Genomic DNA, 23,272 nt, shown 5'->3' with positions numbered 1-23,272 from the left:
ATAAATAACTTGAAATTAAATATTTTTAGGAAGGGATGAAAGGGCATGGCTTACTTTGTGGTTCAGGTTCGCACGGGTGCGGAAATTGAAGTGAAAGAAATTTTGAAAACCGTTTTGCTTAGATCTGGTGATTCTATGGTCAAAGCAATCTATGCAATGGAAACTTATGCGGAAATCATTCGTGAGGATAATACTTCAGTCGATTTGTCTCCTTTGGACACGGAAGACATTACAGATCAATTGTACCTAAAAAGAATTCAGGCCGGTTTGAACAACCTACGCACGGCTTGCGACAATCTGAAAGTATACAAAGATGCCAAATCTCTAGCCTTGCTCGATAGCTATAGGGACAACATCCGCGAACTTTCGAAGGAATTGAGAGATGCTCGAAAAGGGACAAAGAAAATTAGCAGCGTGTTAACTGGGTACATCTTAGTTGAACTGAATGTAGATTTTTATTATTTCCCGGATAACCTGTGGCATTTAGTGAAATCGATACCGAATGTTACTGGAATTCCTAGTAAATACAATATTCCTCAAGAAGAAGTAGATGCATTCTTTCATCAGATTGATGTTACACCGGAAGTGGAAATGGTGTTTGAAGAACTTCTATCCGACGATGAAATCATTGTTGTTAGAAATGAACTTCTGCATGAAGCGAACACAGTTGTGGGTACGCTTGAGGAAATTGATTTCCTTGAAGAAATTGATTCCCTGGATACTAATCTACTCGAGTCCATTGAAGATATAAAACTAGCAGTTGTACCTACTAATCCCATGAAGAAAGTGGTAGACCGATGTAAAGCATTTATCCAACGAAAACGCCAAAAAATTGTGATGCCAAGTACATTGTTTTTGAATCTTTACAATGAAATTGAGATGCAAAGCCTTTTCCTGACCCCGAGTACTATTGATTTCATTCTTCGTGTTAAAAAATTAGTGTACCAACAAAGTGGGGTAAGGAATGAATGAACTCTTATATTGGGAAGGTCGCAAAAGTTTTGTACCGGAACGGGGACTTCCTTATCGCAAAAATGCAGACAGAAGTAGAAGAGCTAGTCATAAAGGGCAGCATTTTCGGCGTTGATAAAGGTGAAGAAATTCAAGTGCAGGGTGATTGGGAAATGCATCCGAAATTCGGCAAACAACTTGCGGTAAAGTTATGGGAAAGACCGATACCGCAAACAAAAGATCAGATTATCGCTTTCCTTGCCTCTTCACTTGTAAAAGGCTGCGGAGCAAAGCAAGCAGTCATTATCGCTGAACAGTTGGGGGAGGATGCTCTAAGCATCATTTCACAGCAGGGTGAACAAGGTTTGAGAAACATTAAAGGAATAGGACAGAAGCGGGCCAGTGACATCGTGGAAAGTGTTCGCTCTACGTTCGAGGTACAGAGGATTATTGCGGAATTGCTTGTTTTTGGTATAACCGCAAGTATGGCCATGCGGCTGTATAAAGAGTACCAGTCTAATACTGTGGCCATTTTATTAGAAAATCCATACAAGCTAACAGAGTTAAACCTGATCGGATTTTTGAAAGCGGATGAAGTCGCTCGGAAGATGGGGATATCCCCTTTGTCTGGATTTCGGATTGACGCTTGTGTGAACTATCTCTTGAAAAAAACATGTTTTAATTCCGGCCATTGCTATGTCTTGGAGGACGAACTGCTAAGGGATGCAGAGCAAGCATTGAATCATAACACGGTCGAGGCTGATAAAGTATCGATGGATGAATTAGCACAAAGTATTTACCGTTTAGAAGAGAAACATATCGTTATTGAAGATAATTGCGTTTACCCAAAGTTTTTATTCACATATGAAGATAGGTTAGCTCGGAAACTTTCAGAAATGAAGGGTTCCCGGGATGGCGTAGCATTGCCTATGTTAGATAAACAGATAATAAAGTATCAAAAAAAGCAGGGTATTATCCTTGCCGAGAAGCAACGTGATGCGATTAGGCGGTTATTTGAAGAACAGATGTTAATACTAACTGGTGGTCCCGGAACAGGAAAGACAACCGTTATACGGGCCATGCTCGACATGTACAAAAGAATGCATCCAGAAAACATTATATGCTTAGCTGCCCCAACTGGAAAGGCGAGTAGACAATTGTCTGAGGTGGCTGGACATGACGCATCTACAATCCATAGGTTGATTGGGTACCAACAAGGAGAAACTCCTACCTACAATTGGCAAGATAAACTTCCTTGCGATTTGTTAGTCGTTGATGAGATGTCTATGGTGGATGTTCAGTTAGCTAGTTTACTGACAGATGCACTCGAAAATGATACGAAAATTCTTTTTGTGGGTGACAGGGATCAATTACCATCGGTTAATCCAGGGAACGTCCTAAGTGACATGATTCATTCAGGATTACCAACAGTAGCACTTACAGAAGTATTTAGACAAGCACAGGAGAGCCAAATCATTAGTAATGCGCATAGAGTTAATCAAGGTAAATCACTTCTTATCGACAGCGATAAAGGTGATTTTTATTTTATTAATCAGGAAGACCCAAAACGAATTGCAGCTTTGATTGTTAGAAGTGCTTTACGTTTTCAAGAGTTAGGTTATTCATTATCGGACATTTTGATATTAAGTCCAATGAAAAAAGGACCTGCTGGAACACTTGTATTAAATGATCAGTTAAGAGATGCCTTAAACCCATCTAATTCGACCAAAAAGGAATGGGAGATAGGGAAAAGGCTATTCCGACTTGGTGATAAAGTCATTCAGATTAAAAATAATCAATCTAAAGGAGTTTTTAATGGCGATATCGGTGTGATTACCAAAATTTCAAAAGAAGTAAATGAAAATAATGAGATCGTTGAGAAAATGATATGCGATTTCATGGGAATAAAAGTATCATACGAAAAAAGTGAAACCAACGAGTTGGAACTAGGCTATGCAATCACTATTCACAAGTCACAAGGTGGTGAAGCACCTATAGTCATCATTCCTGCTACGACAAGCCATTACGTTATGCTGGCTCGTAATTTAATGTACACAGGCATGACTAGGGCAAAAGAAAGAATCGTCTTGATTGGTACACAAAAGGCGATGGAGATTGCCATTGGAAATAATAAACTAACTGACAGAAACAGTGGTTTATCAAATCGTATCACCTCGTATGCAGAATATAACAACCGATTCAGTGGGGACGATGCAAGCGGTGGGAGGGGGTGATATAGAAATGGACATGCATGACGCGTTAGAAACAGCAGAAAAACATGCCAGACTTCGCGATGGTGAAAAACTAGTGGATGTAGCTGCTGTTGCAATGGAAGAACAGAAAGCAAATGAGCAAGGTTACGCCCTATACAAATTGAAAGATAAAAATAAGGCTTTGTTTGTTCAAGCAATTCAAGAAAACCTCGATGTGCTTATCAGGAAAGAGTTCCTGACGAATGCAGAGTTAGGTTTTCTTTTTTCTTTGATGCCATTGGTTCAGCTTCATTCAAATGGGATTACCGATAGAGGAACCGGACAATTTATGACAGTCTCAGAAATTGCAAAGTATCTAAATCGTGATCGAACTGGAATCAGTGCAACAATTCAAAGTTTGCTTGTAAAAGGAATATTGTTTGAACTGGTGGATTCACAAGAGATTAAAGAACATAAAAGAAGTGTTACTCGTAGACCATTATTTATGAATCCTGAAATCATTTATGCAGGAAATCGGAACAGAATAAATGCGACATTATCAAAGTTAGTTATCGAATTTGACAAACTGGAAAGAAAAAAGGTATTGCTTTCCTGGAAGTTATGGATAAAAAATGAAGAAGAGTTCGGGAGGTTGTATAGCAGAAAAAGTTATTTGGAATTTAAAAAAATGAAATGAATTAGCTGGGTGTGGAGAAAATACCACACTCTTTATTGTGTATTTATATAGTTTCCAGTACTTTTTTTTGAAGGTGTCGAAAAATTTCTACACCCTAAATCCATGTATTGAAGGGATTAGTGTGAAAAGGGGGTGTCGAAAAATATCGACACGTGTGTAGATAAATCTCTACACCTATAAACGTGTATAAACGTTGTTATGAAAGGGTTATTCCGGGTTTTAAGCATGTCGCCCTTTCTCACTCTCTTATATACGACTGCAATACTGAATTTTTCACCCATATATAATGTGGAAAATCACCATTGAAAATAGTGAATTCTAAAGTGGATGATAAATCCTTAAGTTTTCGTGTGAGTGAAATTCGAAATTTTTCGTAATAGATTTTGAACTAGAAAACGTAAAGAATTAAAACCTGGGCTGAAAAAAAGGGGAGTGTGTCGATGTCTGCTCTTTCAGCTCTTCAATTATTCAGCCCATGTTTTAACATGTTCAACGCGATTTGCAATATTAAGCGTTGTCAATTGCTCAAATAACCGTATCCACTCTTTGTACTTGTCAAAAGCAATCGAAATTCTTTTGGTTGTTTTTTAGAGGGACAAAATAAAGGTATGGAAAGAAGGAGATATAAATTGAGGAATGTAGAAATCAATGAAGTATACGATGATTTAGAATCGACTGTTGGCTAATGGAGTGGTCCACACACGCTCTATCAGGAATGGTTGCCGGATACGTAGTTACAGGAGGTGATTGGCAAGGAGCGGTCGTTGGAGGAATTGCAGGTGTGCTACCGGATCTTGATGAACCAAAGTCTAAGTTTGGGAAGTTGTTCTTCTTCATAGCTATACCACTTCATTCTATATTTGGTCATCGGACTTTTACACACTCCTTGCTATTTTCATTATTAGCAGGGATTTTTATATACCTGTTTACAGAATGCTGGGTGGCTTTGTCAGTAAGTGCAGGGATACTTGCACATATTGCTGGAGACATGCTAACCGGAAAAGTGAAGCTCTTCTATCCGTCTGCTAAATCAATTGGGGTTGCAATACCGTCATTCAGTTTTACATTAATAGATAGAATCACAAGACTGGCACTCATCAGTTTGATCGGTTGGGTTCTAGTTACAAAAATAAAATTGGATTTATAGGAGGTCATACTTTTGGAAAACGTTGCAGTCGATTTAGGCTATGGATTTGTCAAAGCAATATCTTCATCAGGAAAGCGTGTCATATTCCCTTCACTTGTCGGGAAAGGGTATGACAGGGGAATCACAAATATCCTTGGGGATACACCGAACGATTTATTTAATATGCATGTAAATATTATGGGCGAGGATTATTTTGTCGGAGAACTGGCAAATGAATCCCGCTCATTATCTCGCATATTTGAACGTGAGCGGTTCAATCATTTATACACACATATTCTACTTAACACAGCCATTCAGCTTGTAACGGATGGAAGAGGTGGTTCTGTGAATCTGTCAACAGGACTCCCGCTAGATTTCTACCAAGCACAAGCAAAGGATTTCCAATCGTCTATTATAGGGATCCAATCCCATATAGATTGGAAATCGGGTCCCTTAGTTGAGGTTGCGAAACAGGTGAACATCGAACGAGCCTTGGTATTTCCACAAGGTGCTTCAGCCATCTTTTCCGCATTGATTAATCATGATGGTAAATTTACGTACCCTCACTTCATGCACCAGGGGTCGCTAATTGGGTTGATTGATATTGGATTCAGAACAACGGATTTTGTGGTTGTTGAAATCCAGGAAAATGGTTCATTCGTTCCGAAGGCGAAGTTATCCGGAACGGTGGACGATGGGGTGAACAATCTATATCGAGATATTCGTCAAGCTTATAAAACACAAACGGGTGGCGCGGATTTGAGTGAGCATTATATCTCTCGGATCTTAAAAGATGAACGGTTGATGTATAAAGGAAATAAAATAGATTTCAGCCAAATTATCCAATCCAGTAAGAAATCGATTGCTACAAATATTGTTGATCGATTGAAAAACGTATGGGCTGAGGAATCCGATTTATTTGATGCGATTTTCTTAGCTGGTGGAGGTGGCGAGCTTTTCGAGCCTTTTATCCAGCCCCACTTTGATGAACGTTTATTGAAGATTACGGAGAGCCAGTTTGCAAACACGATTGGCTACTTGAGATTAGGTAAAGCCGTATTCGATCAACTAGAGCGACGGAAATCTGTGATGTGAGATGAATGTGAACTGGGAAAAGCGGTACAGCTTTCGTTTGCAAGAAGAGGATGAGAAAATCTATAACCTGCTATCACAAGTGCCAGACAATAGGCGAAGTGATACGATTCGACAGATGCTACGGTTCGCTTATCGAACGATGTCAGGTGAAGAGAAAGTAAATGAGGGTAATCAACTCTTGTTGGCCGAAGTGAAATTGTTAAAAGAAAACTTAGAGAAACAGCACAAGGAGCTGTTAGGAAGAATTGATAGAAGTCTCGCTATGAGGGAAGGAGAAGTGAGTAGGACAGATAGTGAATCAACGATAACTGAACAAGCAATCGACGATAGTGCCAGTGCGATGCTATCGTCTTTTGGTGTTGAATTTTAACCAACTTTGGAGGTGAGGAAATGGTGAAGACAAAGGTAGAGCTGCGTAATCGCAAAAAGAAGAAGTTCTTGAAAGTATGTGAAACCCTGAGGGTTTGTGATTCCTGCTTATTTAAAGAAATGGTGATGATGGGTGACCGCTCGAATGATAGGGAGACAGTTGAATTAATCTGTGGTGGCTGCCCTAATTTTAGAGAAATGCGATTAGTGGGTGACGAGCTATGGAGAACAGATACGAATATTGAAGCAATACTCGAAAGGAAACAAGAAATCACCACGCATGAAATTGTGGAATTGCTCAAAGAAGGCGTGTCAAAAAAGAAAATTAGAGAAGCTATAGGAATGCACTCAGTTATCGAATTCAGGGAATTTATATCAGTGATTGCCAATAAGAAATAGGGGAAAGCCTCTTAAATAGTCATTCAAGAAGCCGATTCCGAAAAAAATGGAATATTCCAAGTCGCCAAGCAGCAAATCTAGACCGGTAATCCTAATAAACTGCACATTAAAGCTTCAGTAGTTAGGGACGGTCTTTTTTTTGATAAATATTAATTAGCACGTCCAAAATTTGGCTGTATGCAACGACGTGAGGATGAGTAAATCCATATTGTTTAGCTATCTTATACATGACTTTCTGTTTAGCTTTGATGAATGCAGACAATTCTCTTTTATTTAATTCGATTTTAATAAAACTCCCTTCAAATGAACTATTAGTCTTCAAAGTATATTGAAATCATCTTGATGAATTTGAACCAGCTTGTCCATCGTACAATAACAAAATGGCAAAAACTGTCGATTTCTGGAATATTACTGAATTTTAACGCAATTGTAATATATCAAAAGTATAAACAGGATACTGATAAATTTTTAAATTATATTACGATTCAAAAGTATTGTAATTAAAAAAGTAGGGAGGAATATCATAATGAAATTAGTGGGATATAGCGTTGCTAGTTATTGCGAGGCGGAAAGTACAGTTAAACGACTTTTAAGGGAAATGGATGAACTGATTAATAACGTCAATATTTTTAGTTTGAATTCGGAGGATGTACAACAGTATTTTACGTTGTATAAAGCCAAGTTAGGACTCGAAGAAGCTCACAAATCAATTGTTGATTTAATTAAGGAGGTCCAACTGGAAGGGTATTTACAAAAGAACGAATGTGACCGGTATGAATTATGTGGCAGAGAACTGACCAGCGGCTCCTCGGTTGATGTTTGGAGGGATGATCCGGAAATGAAGGAAGGCGGCTATTATGTCCAATCCCGAATTGAACATCGGGGTGATGATTATTATTGCATAGCAATGCCGTATATAAAGCTAGAGGGGCTAAAGGCTCGATACAGGGCGTTGCCTTGATGTTTTCACAGATGAGAAAGGAGTGAATTGGAATGTGTATGAATCTGGAGGATACCTATAAAGCCGTGGTCTTGAAAGGGATGCTAAAGGACGAATTAGATGAACTAGAAATTCCACATGAAAGCATGGTCAGAAGAAATGTAATCAGCAAAGTGACAATCCGTAAAATTGTGAAAAGACTATTCATCTGGATGCCCATCTTCATGATTCTTGTGAATTACATTCGCAATGGGATTGATATTTTCATATTCATCTATACACCTGTATTTTTATTCTATACAACGATTTACACTGCGGTAATTGTCTCTTTTCTTTACGTCTACAATATAATCGTAAAGAAATTCAATAAATCTAGGAAGGGATTTAGTGAAGGACTGGTTTTTTATGAACAGAATAAAGCAGCACTTCAAAAGAATGTTGATTTGGTTGATAGCGCACTGCACAACAATTCTTCAATACATCCAAAGTATCGAACAAAAGAAGTGTTGGAAAAAATGATTGCGTATAAAAATCAGGGGAGAGCAAGAACTGATGAAGAATCAATCCAAATCATTGAGAAGGAAAGTCGGATATTCAGTCAGCCAAATACTGCTAGTAGGGAAAAACGCTTTGTGAAGTTATCGACAATCGCTACTAAGTTGAACCGTTTTGGTCGTTTCATGGGCATGTTAATCTTTGCATCCATGGTGGCCAAAAGGCTAAACAGGCCAAGTCTTCGCAGATAGTGAAGTCAGGCTACTTGCGAGAGGAGGTGAAAGGATGTTTAAACTCGTAATCGGGACAATCTTGATGATTTTCTTAATCGTGGTCATCGGGAGTCTATTGCTAGAACAGTTTCCAACGTTGGTCCCATTGTGGGAGGAGCTAAAAATGCACGTGGTCAGTCTTTATGAATCTTCACTCGTTAAATATGGGACGATTACAACACTCGTTTTGATTGTCGCCGTTTTCATAGTGGTGGGTAGCTCAAAGAAATTTTGATGACACGTAATGGGATGAGAAATACGGAAGAGGGAGGTATTGGATTTTGAAGAAGCGATTGAACAAGGCAACAGATTCAAATGATAGTTTGATTAAAAAGTCCATTGATATTTTTAAGAAATCCTTTGAAAATGAAAAACGGAAAAAAGAAATACGGAAACATGAAAAGAAAAGCAAACCGAAAGGGTACCGAGCTAAAAGGCTTGGCGCAATCACTTTCTGGATGTTTTTTTTATTTATGTTGCTGATTGTTTTCGTGAATGTGTTTTCTGCTAGTGGGAAATCGAATTCCACTATTGAAACAGACGAAGCGAATACGAATAAAGCTACTTCTGCAGAGGGTATCGAGTTCTCAAAAAGTTTCGTCTCGGCCTATTTCACATGGAATGCTGCAGATGAGAAACGAAGTGATCGGATAGAACGGCTTGCCTATTATTTACCTGAAAAGTTAAGTGAACAAGCCATTGCTAGTGATAAGAAATGGAACTCAGCAATTGCTCGTGAAAACATTGTGCTGAAGGCAGTCGAGGATTTGGAGGATTCTAAAGCACGTATTACTTTTCAAGTGAAAGTAGTATTTGAAAAACCGTCCATTCAAGAAAAGAAGATAGATGATAAGTCGGCAGAAAAAACAGCTGCTGAACCTGAGAAGGTCAAGACGGTGAAGTATATCTCCGTACCAGTTTACTATGATGAAGACGAAAACCGTTACATCATTTATGAATTACCTAGTTTTTCATACGTGGATGAGAAGAATGTAGATAAGAGTCTTGATCCTGAAACAGATGGGCTAAAGTCCGTGGCAGATGGGAGTACCCAAAATATCAAGGCTTTTCTAGAAACATTTTTTGAAGCGTATGCGAACGATTCAATAGACAAACTGACCTATATCGTCGAGGACCCACAACATCAGAATGGACTGAACCAGACGATGGACTTTGTCAGACTGAAAAGCACAGAAATCTTTGAAGGAAAGAGAGCTAACGAGAAAGTCATCAGAACGGAAGTAGTATTGGCTGAACCAGAAACGGGAATTGAATTCAATTCCACTTATCTTTTGGTAGTGGAAGAGAAGGAGATGCGTTATACCGTTTTATTAGTCAATGACAAAAAGTACATTGACGACTTGAAACAGAAAAAGAAAGTAGATGATGAATCACAGGGGGAATCTGAATCAAATGAAGTCCAGCCTCAAATGGAAAAGAACGTTGAAACTGATGAAACAATTGAATAAGGCAAGGAGTTAGATGCAGACAATTATGTCTGTGTTTTTTTATTGCGAAAGGGGGTGAATCGAATGAGTTTGGAAGGATTGTTTACATGGATTTCAGAGGAAATAAAATGGGCATTATTCATCGTTCTGTTTATAGCTCTGATTGTAACGGCTTTTAAAAGAGCGTGGATTGCGTTGATAGGTGTCTTAATCGGGCTTGCGTTCATTGGGATTTTCATCGTAAATCCAGAGGTCTTGATTAATATTTCTGAGTTCTTTGCTGAGAAGTTGAATCTAGGTAATTAAATACAGATTTTATTGTAAGCAAGGGGGGATACATTCTTCTCCTTGCCATTCCTATGAAGTATAGGGCTTGGAGGTGGAAATTATAAATAGGATACCGCTGTATGTGCTTAATAGTTTCATTCGTTTTGAACGGAAGCTATATCAGGTTTTCGGTTTGGAACTGGGTAGACCCTTGCGATTGAAAGCGGTCATGTATTTCTTTGTGATTGCAATTGTAGAGGCAACCATATATTTCACTCCTGGAATTGGAAGGCTAATCAATTGGATACCCGTTGGAATATTGATTATTATCCCAATCGGGCTTGCTTGGTTGCTTGCGGATGTCGGGACGGAAGGGAGATCACCTGTTCACTTCTTCCGTTCTTTTATCTTATATCAAGCAAAGAAGATGAAAGCTAGCACACTTTACAGAGGACGTGAGGTGGACAAAGAAAAAGACTATCAGTTTCATAATTACTATACCTACAAAAAATCGTTCCGACAAAAAGATGATGGATCCCTTGTGGTAGTAAAACTTAATGAAGAGCATGACAAAGTTTTGGATTATCTGGCTAGGATTTCACGTGGAGAAATGATTGCTAGTGAAAGATTGTACGACCATAAAAGAAATGAAAGTGAGGTGGTCATAGAAATGGATGATGAAAATGTTCCAGAGACAGAAACTGAGGATAAAGAAATATCTTTGCAAAAACGTTCAATGAAAAAGTCCGAAGAACGATTGAAGCAAAAACCAGTCGCAGCAATTGGATTGATTGTTCTCTTTACCAGTTTTCTTAGTATCATTCTGGTTTTGGGATTTCTTCATATCGTCACGGACTTTGATTTTGGCAAAGCAAATGCCGATACGAATGACGCCGGTTCTTCCCAGGAAGTAAAAACAGGTCAAAACAAGGTTTCTGTTGTTTCCCTTGAAGAAAATCTTATTGCTGGGTTGCGGTCTGCCTCCATTCAAAAGTATTCCGAGGCTGTTGAACATTTCGACAAACTAGATTTTGACACACTTGAAAAGGATGACCGGAACGCCGTGTTGTTCACATATTTAATGTCGAGCAATGCACAAAAGGCGTTAGATCATGTTCCTGAATTCGATAAATCAATCGTCAATTTTTTAATTGCGAAGAAGGAAATCAACCAATTAAAAGAGTTACAAACGGATTCTAAACTGATTGCCTTTGAAGTTGCCTCATTAGATGCAGACCATGAAAAAATCATTGAATATCAAAGTGCACCAAGAATGGAGATGGATGAGAGGCGAACACGTATCATTGCTGATGCTTATTTAGCTTTGAATCAAATTGATGAAGCTTATGATTTTGCCGAACGAATCGACGATGCAGCTTTAAGTTCCTATATCCAGAAGAAAGCGGAAGTGATGGATCCGGAAAATAAAAGGAAAGAGATAGAAAATGGTAAATCCGTCGGATAGTTATAAAAATATGGAAGGGGAGGAATTCACTTGTCTAACGAAAATAAAGACAAAGACATGAAAAAGAAAGTTGCGGTGGTCGGGGCAATTGCCCTGTCTGCCATTTTAGCAAGTGGTGTGGGATACACTAGCTACAATTTATTGAATGATAAAAACAATGTCGAAGAAAACGGTGAGGAAGTTGTAAAACAAAAAGATGAAAACGACAAAGTCATCTCCAATAGACTTGAAGTAATTACGATGAAAGAAGAGGATGACATTGATGATATTGTCGCAACCGCAATCAAGAATGAAGAACCATCTTTGTCCCTATTTGATGACCAAGATGACTATTCGGATTTAGACAACTCAATCGCAAATGCTGATAAACATCATGTGAAAGACCTGGCAATTTTTGAAGATGATGAAGATGAGTTTCAAGACTTGAATGACTCTCTAGTTGCAGTCGCTGTTGAAAAACGAAATGAGGAAACGGAAAATGACTTAGCAAACTTAAAACCAGTCATTGTTGAACCAGTCGAATTAGTCGGGGTAGTAGATGAGCCTGAACAATTTAAAGAACCGACTGAACCCATACTTGCTGAAAAGCCAGTGGACAAAGTAACACCAAGTGAGCCAGTGTTACCTAGTAAACCATCTCAACCTGAACAACAATCAAAACCAGTTATTCAGGAATCAATAGAGGCTGAGCCTAGAATTACACCAGTACCAGTTGGACATGTTGAGTCAGAAATTCCGAAAGACCAGACTGTACCTGTTGAGCCTATCATTCCAGATAAACCCGGAATCTCAGAAATAGTAGAACCAAACGAACTGGCTATTCCAGAAAATCCGGTGGAATCCGAAGAACCAATTAAGCCCGAAAAGCCTTCCGAGACGGAAAATCCTATCATACCAGAGGAGCCTGCCGATACATCAGAACCTGTAGAACCTACAGATACTGAAGATCCGACAACGCCAGATGAACCCATAGATCTCGAGAATTCAACTGACCCAATAATTCCGGGAGAACCAGTTGAACCAGTTGAACCAACAAATCCAGAAGAACGAATCGAACCATTTGATCCAACCGCACCTGTTGAACCTACTCTTCCAGAAATTCCGGAAGAACCCGTGGAACCAGAGAATCCAACTGTTCCGGTGATCCCAACAGAACTGGAAGAGCCTACAATTCCAGAAGTTCAAGAAGTTCCGACCGAACCGCTTGAACCTGAATTGCCAAGTACGAAAGAGCTAACAGAGACTACAAAGCCTGAAGTGAATATTAATCCAGTGGATACTATTACAGTTGAAGAAGATCAATGAATTAACACGAATAGGAGCCCGTGTAATATGCAGGGCTTCTATTTTTCATTAAATACAAAGGAAGTGGTAAACGTGAAAATCGAATTTCCAGTCAAGCATATTGAAAACAACTTAGTTTTTTCACATGACGGTACCGTATGGGCATATTACAAAATAGACGGATTCAATTATGATTTCTTAGAAGATGATGAAAAGGTAATGCCTTTTCAACAACAGATGTCTTTCTTAACGAACGTTGGTCTTGATCTGCATTATCTAGTAATTCCTAACCCCACGAATATAAAAGGTATTTTAAATTCAACAATTGAAGAAATGAAATTGAAGGAATATCCCCTAAAAGAAAATGGGGTTAAATTTATCGAGCAAGTCAAAAAGGCCTTGGAAAATGAAAGAGAATTGAATGAGTCCAGTGAATATCATCATTACATCGGCATTCAATTAGACCCCGAGAAGAATAGATACCTATCTGGTAACGCTGGAATTAATGCTTTAACTTCTCTCAAGAAGTTCTTTGAGGGTTTCAGCTCTCCGTTGTATCAAGCAGTGGGATTGTATCCTGACGACATACTGGAAAGTCAGATTAAAGCTTTCGAAAGCCAAGCTGTATCCATCGAATCTACAATAGCAAATTCTTTCGGTTCGCGTATTCATAAAGTGACAACCGAAGAGTTAGTATTTATCATCGAAAAGAGTTTCAGTACGCGAAACAACAATACCGATGTTCAGCCTCGCATTTCCTATGATATCGGAACCAATGTTGAAGGAATTGATAAGCAGGGCAATAAACATAAAGCGGTACGTAATAGTAAAAAAGAATTCTTCGATTTACAGAATACGAACATCAAAGAAATAGGACCGAAGACATTACTGTTAAGTCGTATCACCAATGCTAATGAAATAGAAAATCTTTACTGTCAATATTTGACCATCGAATATATGGATGACGTTCAATATCATCCAGGAAGTGAATGGCTCTATCGAATTCAACTGCGTATGCCGTTCCCATTAACTGTTTCTATCCGTGCAGAAAATCAGCCGAATGAAATCATTAAAAAGAAATTGTCCAACGCCAAATTGGAATTCAGGGACCAGCGGAAAGAGGCCGAGAAAGGTGGCCAAGATGTGGACATGAGTGTCGATGCTTCACAAAGCGGAACAATCCAGATGGAAAACTACTTCAAACAAACAGGATTCCCTGGCTTTGCTTGTTCTTTTATTTTCAAGGTAACAGCTGAATCAGAGGAGCAATTAAAGACACGAGTTGGCTTATTGCGGAATGAATTATCAAAGTTTGGTTTGAAGATTGTTGCACCTTATGGCGAACAACTCCATTTTCTATTGGAATCAATTCCTGGTTCAAAAAAGTATCATGATGATTACAAGATGGAAGTCGCCCCCGGGGTACTAGCAGGTATGATGTTCGGTGCTACGACGAACATTGGAGATAATCGAGGCTTTTATATCGGTCATACTTCTCAGTTTTCAAAACCGGTCTTTATCCAGCCCGATCTAGCTGCTAAGGCATTTGATGGATTGGGTAACGTTGTGGATTCCATATCGGTGCTTGTAGCCGGAATGACTGGACGGGGAAAATCCTTCTTCATGAATTTGTTCATTTATCTAGCGACCCTAACCGGTTCAAAGGGATTGATCATCGATCCCAAAGGTGACCGAACAGGATGGGATAAGGGGCTACCGTTCATTCCGAAAGAGTTTATTGAAGTATGGACACTTGGCTCTGACCCTGACGATGCGGGTTCACTGGACCCATTTAGAACAAGTACGAGCATTGAGGAAGCGAAAGATATCACTATGGATATCCTCTCGTATCTCGCGAATATCAACCTGAACGAAGATGCCTATAACATTTTGAGTGAAGCTGTGGAAGAAGTGTCAAATGAGGAAGACCCTTGCATTGGGCGCGTCCTGACCTTTCTCCATGACTTGTACGAGAATCGTCCCGAGAGTATGTCGAATAACCGCTATGAGTCATTGGAAAGGTTAAGAGGTACGCTGGAAACGTTGAAACGGAACCAGCTATCCATGTTGTTATTTGGTGAGGTCGGTCAGAATTTCAAAGTGTTGGAGCACGATAAACCAATTCAGGTCTTGATGATTCAAAACTTGAATTTGCCTTCATCCAGCGAAAAGAAGAATGCTAGAACGATCCATAAGATTTCTGAGGCGATTATGATTTCAATCACCGCATGGACAAAGCAATACATGTTCAAAGGAGATAGGGGAACTCATAAATTCATCCTGCAAGATGAAGCGAGTGCCATTGAGCGAAGTGCAATCGGTTCTGAACTGATGGATTTCATTGTCCGTATGGGTCGTTTCTATAACACGACACTCATGAAGGGGTCGCAAAATGCCTCAGACCATGGAAATGATGTTGCCAATATGGGGATGAAATTCAGTTTCGGATTGCGCAAAACAAGTGAAGCTGAAGAAATGTTAGATTATTTGAACCTTCCTAAGACGGATGCAAATATTGAAATTTTGAAATCGTTGGATCGTGGAGAAGCCCTGTTCCAAGATATTTATGGTCGTTCTGCAGTCGTTAAAATCAATCCAGTGTTCATAGAATTATTGGATGCGTTCGACTCTTCTACCTCATCTGAAGCAGAACGTGAACGTGAAAAAGTTAGAGTAGTGTGATAACATAAAAGCCATTGAAAGGGAGTGGTGAATTGTATAAAAAAGGTATATGGGGATTCTTTATTCTGTTAGCCATGACTGTTTTGATGGTAGCGTGTAGCTCTGAATCTGATGGAGAAACATCTGTAAAAGCTGATGATAATACGAAGAAATATGCAGAGGTATTTGAAGAAACGGATAAGATTGCTCATGACTTTATGGTAATGAAGATTGAACAAAACTATCCTGAAATCTTGAAGTATTTGTCTTCAGATGGTGTTGAAGAATTGAAAGAAAAGAAATCATATCTATTAGACAGTCATGAGTATCCAAAACGTTTTGAGGAGCTTGAGGATAATTATGAATTGAGAAGATATGATAATTTCTACAATGATGAAAAGGGAGAAGTCTATTATAGGTATCGTTCACCAGACGACAAAGATGTTTTAACTAACAGCTGGATTATAATAAAAAAAGCTGATGATAGTGAATGGGAAATTGAATCATATTATGGAGATAGGCCAGAAATGATTAATGATAGTAATTCTGAAACTGGTTCTGTACTTCATGAGTTACCAGAAGGTTAATTACTAAATAAAAGAGGAGGTAACAGGCTTTCGATAACCCTTGCTAATTGCATAGGGTTATTTTTAATGCCTGAAAATTTTATGCTACCTAACTTTAAGAGAGTATTTTGTGGCGTTATCATAGTAACTCTGTTTTTTGCCTTGGGTATAACCCGAACCGGATTAGCGGACGATGGAGAAGACTTTACTCCGAAAACAGACATCATGGATATTATCACAGATCAATATGGTGAATTTAAAGATGACGGAAAATCTTACTATCATTTGGATGCCGTATCGGATAAAGACGTAGAGTCTTCTGAGGAAGGGGAAAAGTTCTGGGCTGATACCTATGACAAACTTTTCGGGTGGGCTGATGTAAAAGAGAATGTGGGAAACAAACTTAGCGAAATGGTCAATTTGGTCAACAATATAGTTTTTGATATAAACATGTTTTTGACCTATACCATGTTAGTCATGTATGACTTGGCATATACAGCAGATTTCACTGAGAAAATCATTATTGAGTTAGAATCACTTATGTCAAATATCACGGGTATTTCTGGCGGGGCATTCAGTATAGGAAACGGGCTTTTCGGAAACTTGGTAAAATTGATTGCGGTTTTGACAGGTATGTATGCGTTGTATGTGTTTATTGTTAAACGGGCATTCTTTGAATCTTTCTCCTCAGTTTTTCAAACAATTATTGCGCTTACAATCGCAATTCTCATGTTTGCGAATTACACAACCCTTTTAACAGGAGCGAACAAAATCACAACTGACCTTAGTGGTTTTGTTGTGAGTCTGCCAAGTCATTCGGATGGTTTAGAATCGAATATTGATGATCCAAGATTGAAAATGAAAGATAGTATTTGGGGGATGTTTGTTGATAGACCATATCTTTATATGCAGTATGGAACGCATGATGTTAAGTCATTGGGCAGTGGTGATAGGGAAAGAGGAGTACAACGTGTAAAAAACATCCTGAAAGTGCCCGTTGGTGAAGAGAGATTAACTAAAGTCATTGAAGATGAAGCTTCAAATAATGGACATAGTAATCACATGATGAAATACTCTGCGGTAAATAGCCGTTTAGCATTCTCATATTTCTACATGATGATCAATGGGCTCGTGTCTCTGCCCATATATCTATTATCTCTTTGTTTAATTCTATTTCAGTTCTGGTTTATGGTCATCGCAGCACTTGCACCATTCGCATTACTAATCGGTGCAATACCAGGACAATTTAGTGTCTTAAAACGATACTTCATTGAACTTGGTATCCCATTAGCTTTAAAGATATTTGTATCATTTATTGCATTAATTGTGTTTGTGATTTCAGATATTATTTACGCTGGAGATTTCAAATCGATAACCGGAGCTTCCAATCCTTTTTATAGTTATGTAGGAGCAGGAACTTTCAATTTATTATTGTTTGGAACAATATTTATCTTACGGAACAGAATCAAAGATATTTTCTCATCTGGTTCAAATACAATTCGCGAGCTTCGAGAAAGTTCAGGTACGTTCGCCGCACCATTCAAAAAAGGAGTACAGAATGTAGCAACCGTCGGTGGTGCAGTTGCTGGTGCAGTTGCAGGTGGTGGTCCGGCAGGCGCAATGACAGGTGCTGCAATTGGTGGTTCTGTCGGTAAGGTAGTTACTGGGGAAGGTCGCGTAAGCGATGTTGCTGGCTCTGCAATGAAAGCCCAACATTTAGCACATTTGAATAAAATGGCGCAATCACAAGACGCAACGAAACTAACAGGTTTAGATAAGAGCAAACTAGATAATTTCTTTGACAAGAATAATCTGACTCCAGAAATGAAAATGGATACAGTGGAGGCCTTGGAAGAGGCTGGAATTAATAATCTAACGGACGAAGAACTGGACGAGCAATTCAATAAAATTAGGAGCTCAGGAGACTTAGACGGTAATTTCTCTAACTCATTTGTAAATGGTATCTCAGACAATAGAAAAAGCAATGCCACCGAAATGGAAAAAGACGTATTGTTCCCTGGTAGAGAGAAGAAACAAGAACAGACAAAAGCTGTTCTGTCTGACAAAGGAATGGTGACGGACAAGGTGGATACAACGATGCAAGCATTGGATAAGCAAGGACTACATGAAGTGAGTAATAGAGAATTGCAAACACGATATCACAAATTGATGGATCAAGGCAATCTAGCTGAAGGTGACACGGATACTTTCGCAAAAGCTACTTCAGGTGACGAGAAGTCTCAGCAATTGCAGAAGGAGAGGAAAGATGTTTATGGAGAAGTTGAATATGAACTCCATCTGAATAAATCGATGATTACAAATGCACTCGCGAATAAAGACTTGCCTCCTGAAATGATAAATCAGACGTTGGACACTTTGAAAACTCGAGGTATTGAGACTATAAGTCAAAGCGAAATGAACAGGCATTTTGATTTGGTTGTTGATGGAGCAGAACATGGAGAATGGCAGACTAGTTTTGCTGATAAGTTTACCAGTAACATTGAAAATGAAAGGAGACCGACTGAATTAGAACAAGATAGGAGTACCCCTATTGAAGGAGAAAGTCTAAGATCTTTTGATAAGACACCCGACTGACACTTTCTCTTTAAAAAGCGTAATTAGGATTGTTATAAAGAGGAGCTGACTAATGCGGTGAATGAACGATCAAAAAAAATAATGATGATCTGCGTGATGGGGCTTTCTATCACGCTTTTATTATTGGGTTTTATTGTTGGATTTGTTGATAAAGAGAAAAAGAAGAAGGCGTTAGACCAAATGATTGAAAAGCCAATCGGTAATGAAAATAATGGCATTTGGCAGTATACCCCCAAAGGTGAATCAGAAACAGAAAAAGCTATAGGTGAAAAGGCAAATAAAGTAGAGACCAATGCAGATTACGATGAAAACCCTGAAGAAAGTTATTTGAAAGTGCCTGATGAAGTTTCGAAAAACCCTACTCAAAGCGACATGTTTCCAGAAAAAGATTTGGAACAAACAAAAGCTATGGCTAAAGAGTTTGCCCAGAAGATACATGCATTTGATAAGGGAACTCCAATTAGTCATTTGGATTCTGTCGAGGGATTGTTGGTACAAGGAAATATCAACTTACTGAAAGGTAGCAAAGAGGAAGAAATTGAAGGGTTAAAAAACGTAATAGGCATCGATACGAGAAAAGTGCTATCGGTCGAAATTAAAGATCCTATAGCCCCTACGTTGATAGCTATCTCATGGGATGCAGTTGTTATAAGTGAAGTAGTAGATGGCAAAGGAGCGATTAGAAAAGACACAGATATTTACAGCATGATGTTTGAAAAAGACGGTCAAGGTCATTTTCAAATCACTGATTACTATTTGAATTATAACCAAAAAAGATAGGGGGGGAATGGCGAACAAAACCTCTTTTAAGAGTGAATCGTTCGTTGAGCTATTATGAAAAAGTTGCTATGGATTGTTCCTGTTATAGCCAGCCCAGGTTTACTTCTTCTGCTTTCTATTCTCGCTCTTTTTCTCTTCTTCGCTATATTCGTAGTCTTTACTGAAGAGGATGATGAAAGAATGAACTTTGCTGGTGGCGCGGTCTGCCGTCCTGATGGGGAAATAAGTGGAACAGTGTACTTTTCTCAATTTAATGACGCAGGTAAATTTACTGGCAAAGGGCAAGTGTTTATAGAAGTTGCCGAAGAGTACGGAATTGATCCAATCCTGATGGCCAGTATTGCTTTTCATGAAACAGGATTTGGATCATCTGCTGCCGTTATGTTGAAAAACAATCCGGGTGGGTTAATGGACCCTTCAACTGGAAGTAAATATTTATTTTCATTTGCAACAATTGAAGAAGGGATAAAGGCCTTGGGGAAGACGCTACACAATCGCATCATCAAAGATGGCTTGATTACGATATCTGATTTAGGAAGTGTCTATGCCCCAATAGGAGCTGACAATGACCCAACCGGATTAAACAATCATTGGGCTCCAAATGTTACCGCGTTGGTAGCTCAATTTGGTGGCCTAACGATGAACTGCGAAGTTCATGTCGTTGGTGACTGGATGCTTCCTGTTTTAAATGGCTTACGGATTACAAGTCCATTTGGCTATCGGACCGTTTACGGAGATGTAAGACTTCATACGGGAGTAGACCTTGCTTGTGCAAACGGTGACCCTATTCTTTCATCCCAAAGCGGGAATGTTATTTTTGCCTCTGGATCTGGTTGGTCAAATGGATATGGGTTACATGTAATCGTAAATCATGGCGAAATCACCACATTGTACGCCCATCTAAATTCCACGAATGTAAAAATAAATGACGTGATTTCTCAAGGGGACATACTCGGTACATGTGGTTCTACGGGAACATCAACCGGAAACCACCTACACTTTGAGATAATTCGTGCGGGCGGAAAAGAAGATCCTATGCCATATTTAACGGAATATACGGCTGTTGAAGATAAGTAAGTAAACGAAAATGATTTGTCCGACGTTAATGTTGCGTGTAAACGTTGATAGAACAGTGTTTATATTTGCCAACGTCGGACGTTGTGAAAAATGAACGTCCGACGTTAAAACACCAATTAATTGTTGGTGTTATAAGGTTTGTTTTACCTAACGTCTGACGTTGGGCTATTCGTGTTGGAATAGTTTCATTAACGTCCGACGTTTGGGTTAAAGAATGTGAATGTATCAGGGGTTTGGCTGGGGAAATAACGTCTCCAAACAAGAAAGGAATGAACTTTATGGAGTCTGAAAAGAAGATGCTTTTCGAGAAATTAAAAAGTATTGAGGAATTGAAGGTTTATATAATGTCGGAAATAAATAAGTTAGGTGGAAATGATGTAGCGATTAAGAGAACAACGGTATATCCAATGGCTAAGGTAAAACCAATGCTCATCAATGGTTATCCTGTTTTTCAATTTTCATATGAAGGAGCACTGCCAGCCTATAAAGAAAACGATAGGGATTATTTGGCGTTGATTCGTCACTATTATAACCGTGCAACATTTGATTCGTATGACTTTACCAAGATAGATTTCAAGTTTAGTCAGTCCGTCATTATCACAGTTCATTACTTTAACAATATGCAGATACGCGATTTAGACAACAGAAACAGAAAGCTTATTCAAGATGCTATTCGTCAAACGGGGTTAATTGGGGATGATAGCTGGTCAAGAGTATGGAATGTTGATGTAGGGTTTCTTGATCCAAAAGGAAATCATGTTCAAGTTTATGTAGTGTCACAGGACAATTTCTCAAATTTTATGTCTTACTTGCTGGATGAACATTGGGAGTTGTTAAAAGTTATAGAAGCGTCAAGAAAAGAGACCATTATTGAAGAATATAAACTAGAGGAAATCAAAAAGACAGAAATAGTAGACACAGAGAGCAAAGAAAAAAACGGAATTCCTGCAGCTGAATTTTGGGGGTAATCCTTTTCTAGAAAGTATTATATTGCACCTTGATATAGATGCTGAGATTCATATCCAATATTAAAGAATTCTGAAACCCCTAATATTGGATGCAAGAAATTAGCTTATATTGTACCCCGTTTATGCTAGACAAACATTTGTAGGTACAGCGTACTCGTTCATTACTAGCGAATTAAGAAAATTAAAGAAAAACTCAAGTAGTTTAGTTGAATCAATTCGTAGCGCAGTGTAGAAGTGACCGAAAATAAACAGCCGGCGCGAACAATCAAAAAGGAGGAAACAGTATGTCGAGGACGGGTAATAAACAGGTCGTGAAGGTTCTGCAAGCTCGTGATATTGAGATACTAAAAGGCCTCTATGAACATCGAGCGTTGAGTACGGAGCAGATCATGCGACGCTACGAAATGTCGAAGTGGTACACGTACAAGAAATTAGCATTATTGCGAAACTAGCAGATTAATCAGCACACTCCCGATACGAGGGTATCTCGCCAATCAGAAGCGACAAGGAAATTACCATAGAATTAGTGAAACGGGCATCACCTGCTTGCGAAAGCAGGGGGTGGTTGTTGAACGGAGTGCAGACCAATTACGAGTAAACATAAGGCATCTCCCGTTCCTACTATCAAGTAACGATATTATGATTGATTTAGAAAAGTATCAATGGGTAATGAAAGACAGTCGTCAGGTCAAAGTAGAATGTGAATTAAACCGTGGGGCCAACGTGCAGGGGATGTTAACGAGTCCCAAAGGAGAAGGCTACTTATTTTACATGTTCATGCACGGTATCAGCAAAATGAATCTTAACAAAACCGCTAAGGAGATAAAGGAATCCAAGTATCCCAACTATATGATATTTGCAAAAAGCCAAAAGAGTTTCAGCACAATTGTCAATGTCCTCTCTATAGATGAAAATCTAATTGTACAATGCCAAAGTTTGAAAATATTCCCGTATGTCTTTGCGAAATACTATCTCCGTCTATTCGAAGATGAAGATAACGTCATGAAGTTTCTTGAAGACTACGATATATATGACCTGTCCTTTAAAACGAATTTAGAAGTTACCCGAAGGAAATCGTACGATGGTTTAGAACGAATCGTCCGGCACGAAGGAGAAGAAAAGTATCTAGTGAATCTGCTCGACACGGATTTGGTCAAAATATATAACATCCGACAATACCGCAAAGAAATGTACGAATTAGACGGACGGAAAGTGCTTATCGTAACAACTTCAAACACTCGAAAGATGCATGAGCAGCTATTAGAAGAGATTCATCATGTCAATTACCTTGAAATTGATACTGGGGATCTTGTGGACTATCTGTCCGCAATCTAAACAACTGTTATATAGAAGGAACTGCCCTTCAAAAGACATTTTGAAAACACATTATCTAAAATATGAAAGGGGAAAAAGAACATGCAAACCAATAATCAAGTCATTCCTGAACTACTGGAGATGACAAAACTAACAGCACATGCAAAGGGGCTAAATAACGAAATTGCCGTGCACTTGGGTGAAGAGGAGCAAAAGAGAATGCACCGTACCATGCGTGAACTCCTGGCCGACGAACTCGTCTTCGTGTTGAATCTGGAAGTGTCGAGTGCCCGCAGCAGAAAGGGTTGATT

24 protein-coding genes are annotated in these 23,272 nt (G+C 38.9%); 23 read left to right on the top strand and 1 reads right to left on the bottom strand.

Translation table 11 applies throughout. The annotated features are described in order from the left end of the window. Positions 1–45: 45 nt before the first annotated feature. From AC1TO6_RS00590 to AC1TO6_RS00560, 7 genes are all read left to right on the top strand, one after another. Positions 46–972 (top strand): transcription termination/antitermination NusG family protein, encoded by a 927-nt coding sequence (locus AC1TO6_RS00590; RefSeq protein WP_482099664.1) that lies wholly within the window; start codon positions 46–48, stop codon positions 970–972. Continuing rightward, complete coding sequence (gene recD2 / locus AC1TO6_RS00585) at positions 969–3,185, top strand: SF1B family DNA helicase RecD2 (protein ID WP_482099663.1); 2,217 nt, start codon at positions 969–971, stop codon at positions 3,183–3,185. Before AC1TO6_RS00590 ends, recD2 begins: the two co-directional genes overlap by 4 nt. A gap of 7 nt (positions 3,186–3,192) precedes the next feature. Then, entirely contained in the window at positions 3,193–3,840 is a 648-nt protein-coding gene (locus tag AC1TO6_RS00580; protein WP_482099662.1) for a MarR family transcriptional regulator, read from the top strand. 685 nt (positions 3,841–4,525) lie between these two features. Next, positions 4,526–4,987, top strand: coding sequence for a metal-dependent hydrolase (locus AC1TO6_RS00575; protein WP_482099661.1), 462 nt, complete (start codon positions 4,526–4,528; stop codon positions 4,985–4,987). A 12-nt stretch (positions 4,988–4,999) separates the two neighbouring features. Beyond that, complete coding sequence (locus tag AC1TO6_RS00570) at positions 5,000–6,061, top strand: ParM/StbA family protein (protein ID WP_482099660.1); 1,062 nt, start codon at positions 5,000–5,002, stop codon at positions 6,059–6,061. 7 nt (positions 6,062–6,068) lie between these two features. Then, the gene (locus tag AC1TO6_RS00565) at positions 6,069–6,431 is read left to right on the top strand and encodes a hypothetical protein (RefSeq protein ID WP_482099659.1); all 363 of its coding nucleotides are present in this window, start codon (positions 6,069–6,071) and stop codon (positions 6,429–6,431) included. Between the two features lie 20 nt (positions 6,432–6,451). Further along, complete coding sequence (locus tag AC1TO6_RS00560; protein WP_482099658.1) at positions 6,452–6,829, top strand: hypothetical protein; 378 nt, start codon at positions 6,452–6,454, stop codon at positions 6,827–6,829. 121 nt (positions 6,830–6,950) lie between these two features. On the opposite strand, the gene AC1TO6_RS00555 is transcribed toward AC1TO6_RS00560, so the two are convergent. Then, positions 6,951–7,091, bottom strand: a complete 141-nt coding sequence (locus AC1TO6_RS00555; protein WP_482100099.1) for a Spo0E family sporulation regulatory protein-aspartic acid phosphatase — start codon at positions 7,089–7,091, stop codon at positions 6,951–6,953. Positions 7,092–7,355: 264 nt separating this feature from the next. On the opposite strand from AC1TO6_RS00555, the gene AC1TO6_RS00550 reads away from it, so the two are divergent. From AC1TO6_RS00550 to AC1TO6_RS00475, 16 genes are all read left to right on the top strand, one after another. Then, the gene (locus AC1TO6_RS00550; RefSeq protein ID WP_482099657.1) at positions 7,356–7,790 is read left to right on the top strand and encodes a DUF5348 domain-containing protein; all 435 of its coding nucleotides are present in this window, start codon (positions 7,356–7,358) and stop codon (positions 7,788–7,790) included. 32 nt (positions 7,791–7,822) lie between these two features. Then, entirely contained in the window at positions 7,823–8,515 is a 693-nt protein-coding gene (locus AC1TO6_RS00545) for a hypothetical protein (protein ID WP_482099656.1), read from the top strand. Positions 8,516–8,549: 34 nt separating this feature from the next. Further along, entirely contained in the window at positions 8,550–8,771 is a 222-nt protein-coding gene (locus AC1TO6_RS00540; protein WP_482099655.1) for a hypothetical protein, read from the top strand. A 46-nt stretch (positions 8,772–8,817) separates the two neighbouring features. Beyond that, a complete protein-coding gene (locus tag AC1TO6_RS00535) occupies positions 8,818–10,005 on the top strand; it encodes a conjugal transfer protein (RefSeq protein ID WP_482099654.1) in 1,188 nt (395 codons plus the stop codon). A gap of 63 nt (positions 10,006–10,068) precedes the next feature. Further along, positions 10,069–10,290 carry a hypothetical protein gene (locus tag AC1TO6_RS00530; RefSeq protein ID WP_482099653.1) on the top strand — a complete coding sequence of 74 codons (222 nt, stop codon included), beginning with the start codon at positions 10,069–10,071 and terminating at the stop codon, positions 10,288–10,290. A 103-nt stretch (positions 10,291–10,393) separates the two neighbouring features. Further along, positions 10,394–11,716, top strand: coding sequence for a TcpE family conjugal transfer membrane protein (locus tag AC1TO6_RS00525; RefSeq protein ID WP_482099652.1), 1,323 nt, complete (start codon positions 10,394–10,396; stop codon positions 11,714–11,716). 30 nt (positions 11,717–11,746) lie between these two features. Next, entirely contained in the window at positions 11,747–13,021 is a 1,275-nt protein-coding gene (locus AC1TO6_RS00520) for a hypothetical protein (protein WP_482099651.1), read from the top strand. A gap of 72 nt (positions 13,022–13,093) precedes the next feature. Beyond that, positions 13,094–15,682 (top strand): ATP-binding protein, encoded by a 2,589-nt coding sequence (locus tag AC1TO6_RS00515; protein WP_482099650.1) that lies wholly within the window; start codon positions 13,094–13,096, stop codon positions 15,680–15,682. Between the two features lie 32 nt (positions 15,683–15,714). Continuing rightward, positions 15,715–16,248 (top strand): hypothetical protein, encoded by a 534-nt coding sequence (locus AC1TO6_RS00510; protein WP_482099649.1) that lies wholly within the window; start codon positions 15,715–15,717, stop codon positions 16,246–16,248. 66 nt (positions 16,249–16,314) lie between these two features. After that, complete coding sequence (locus AC1TO6_RS00505) at positions 16,315–18,822, top strand: CD3337/EF1877 family mobilome membrane protein (protein ID WP_482099648.1); 2,508 nt, start codon at positions 16,315–16,317, stop codon at positions 18,820–18,822. A 57-nt stretch (positions 18,823–18,879) separates the two neighbouring features. Continuing rightward, positions 18,880–19,602 (top strand): hypothetical protein, encoded by a 723-nt coding sequence (locus AC1TO6_RS00500; RefSeq protein WP_482099647.1) that lies wholly within the window; start codon positions 18,880–18,882, stop codon positions 19,600–19,602. A gap of 54 nt (positions 19,603–19,656) precedes the next feature. Further along, positions 19,657–20,679, top strand: coding sequence for a peptidoglycan DD-metalloendopeptidase family protein (locus AC1TO6_RS00495; RefSeq protein WP_482099646.1), 1,023 nt, complete (start codon positions 19,657–19,659; stop codon positions 20,677–20,679). Positions 20,680–20,957: 278 nt separating this feature from the next. After that, entirely contained in the window at positions 20,958–21,647 is a 690-nt protein-coding gene (locus AC1TO6_RS00490; protein WP_482099645.1) for a hypothetical protein, read from the top strand. A gap of 284 nt (positions 21,648–21,931) precedes the next feature. Beyond that, complete coding sequence (locus AC1TO6_RS00485) at positions 21,932–22,099, top strand: hypothetical protein (protein WP_482099644.1); 168 nt, start codon at positions 21,932–21,934, stop codon at positions 22,097–22,099. A 94-nt stretch (positions 22,100–22,193) separates the two neighbouring features. Then, positions 22,194–22,982 (top strand): hypothetical protein, encoded by a 789-nt coding sequence (locus tag AC1TO6_RS00480; RefSeq protein ID WP_482099643.1) that lies wholly within the window; start codon positions 22,194–22,196, stop codon positions 22,980–22,982. 81 nt (positions 22,983–23,063) lie between these two features. Further along, positions 23,064–23,270: a hypothetical protein gene (locus AC1TO6_RS00475; RefSeq protein WP_482099642.1), complete on the top strand. Its 207-nt coding sequence runs from the start codon at positions 23,064–23,066 to the stop codon at positions 23,268–23,270. Positions 23,271–23,272 lie beyond the last annotated feature (2 nt).

Source organism: Sporosarcina sp. Y352, from assembly GCF_056786535.1.
Note: the sequence above shows the minus strand (reverse complement) of the source record. Positions and strands in the feature narration are given on the sequence as shown.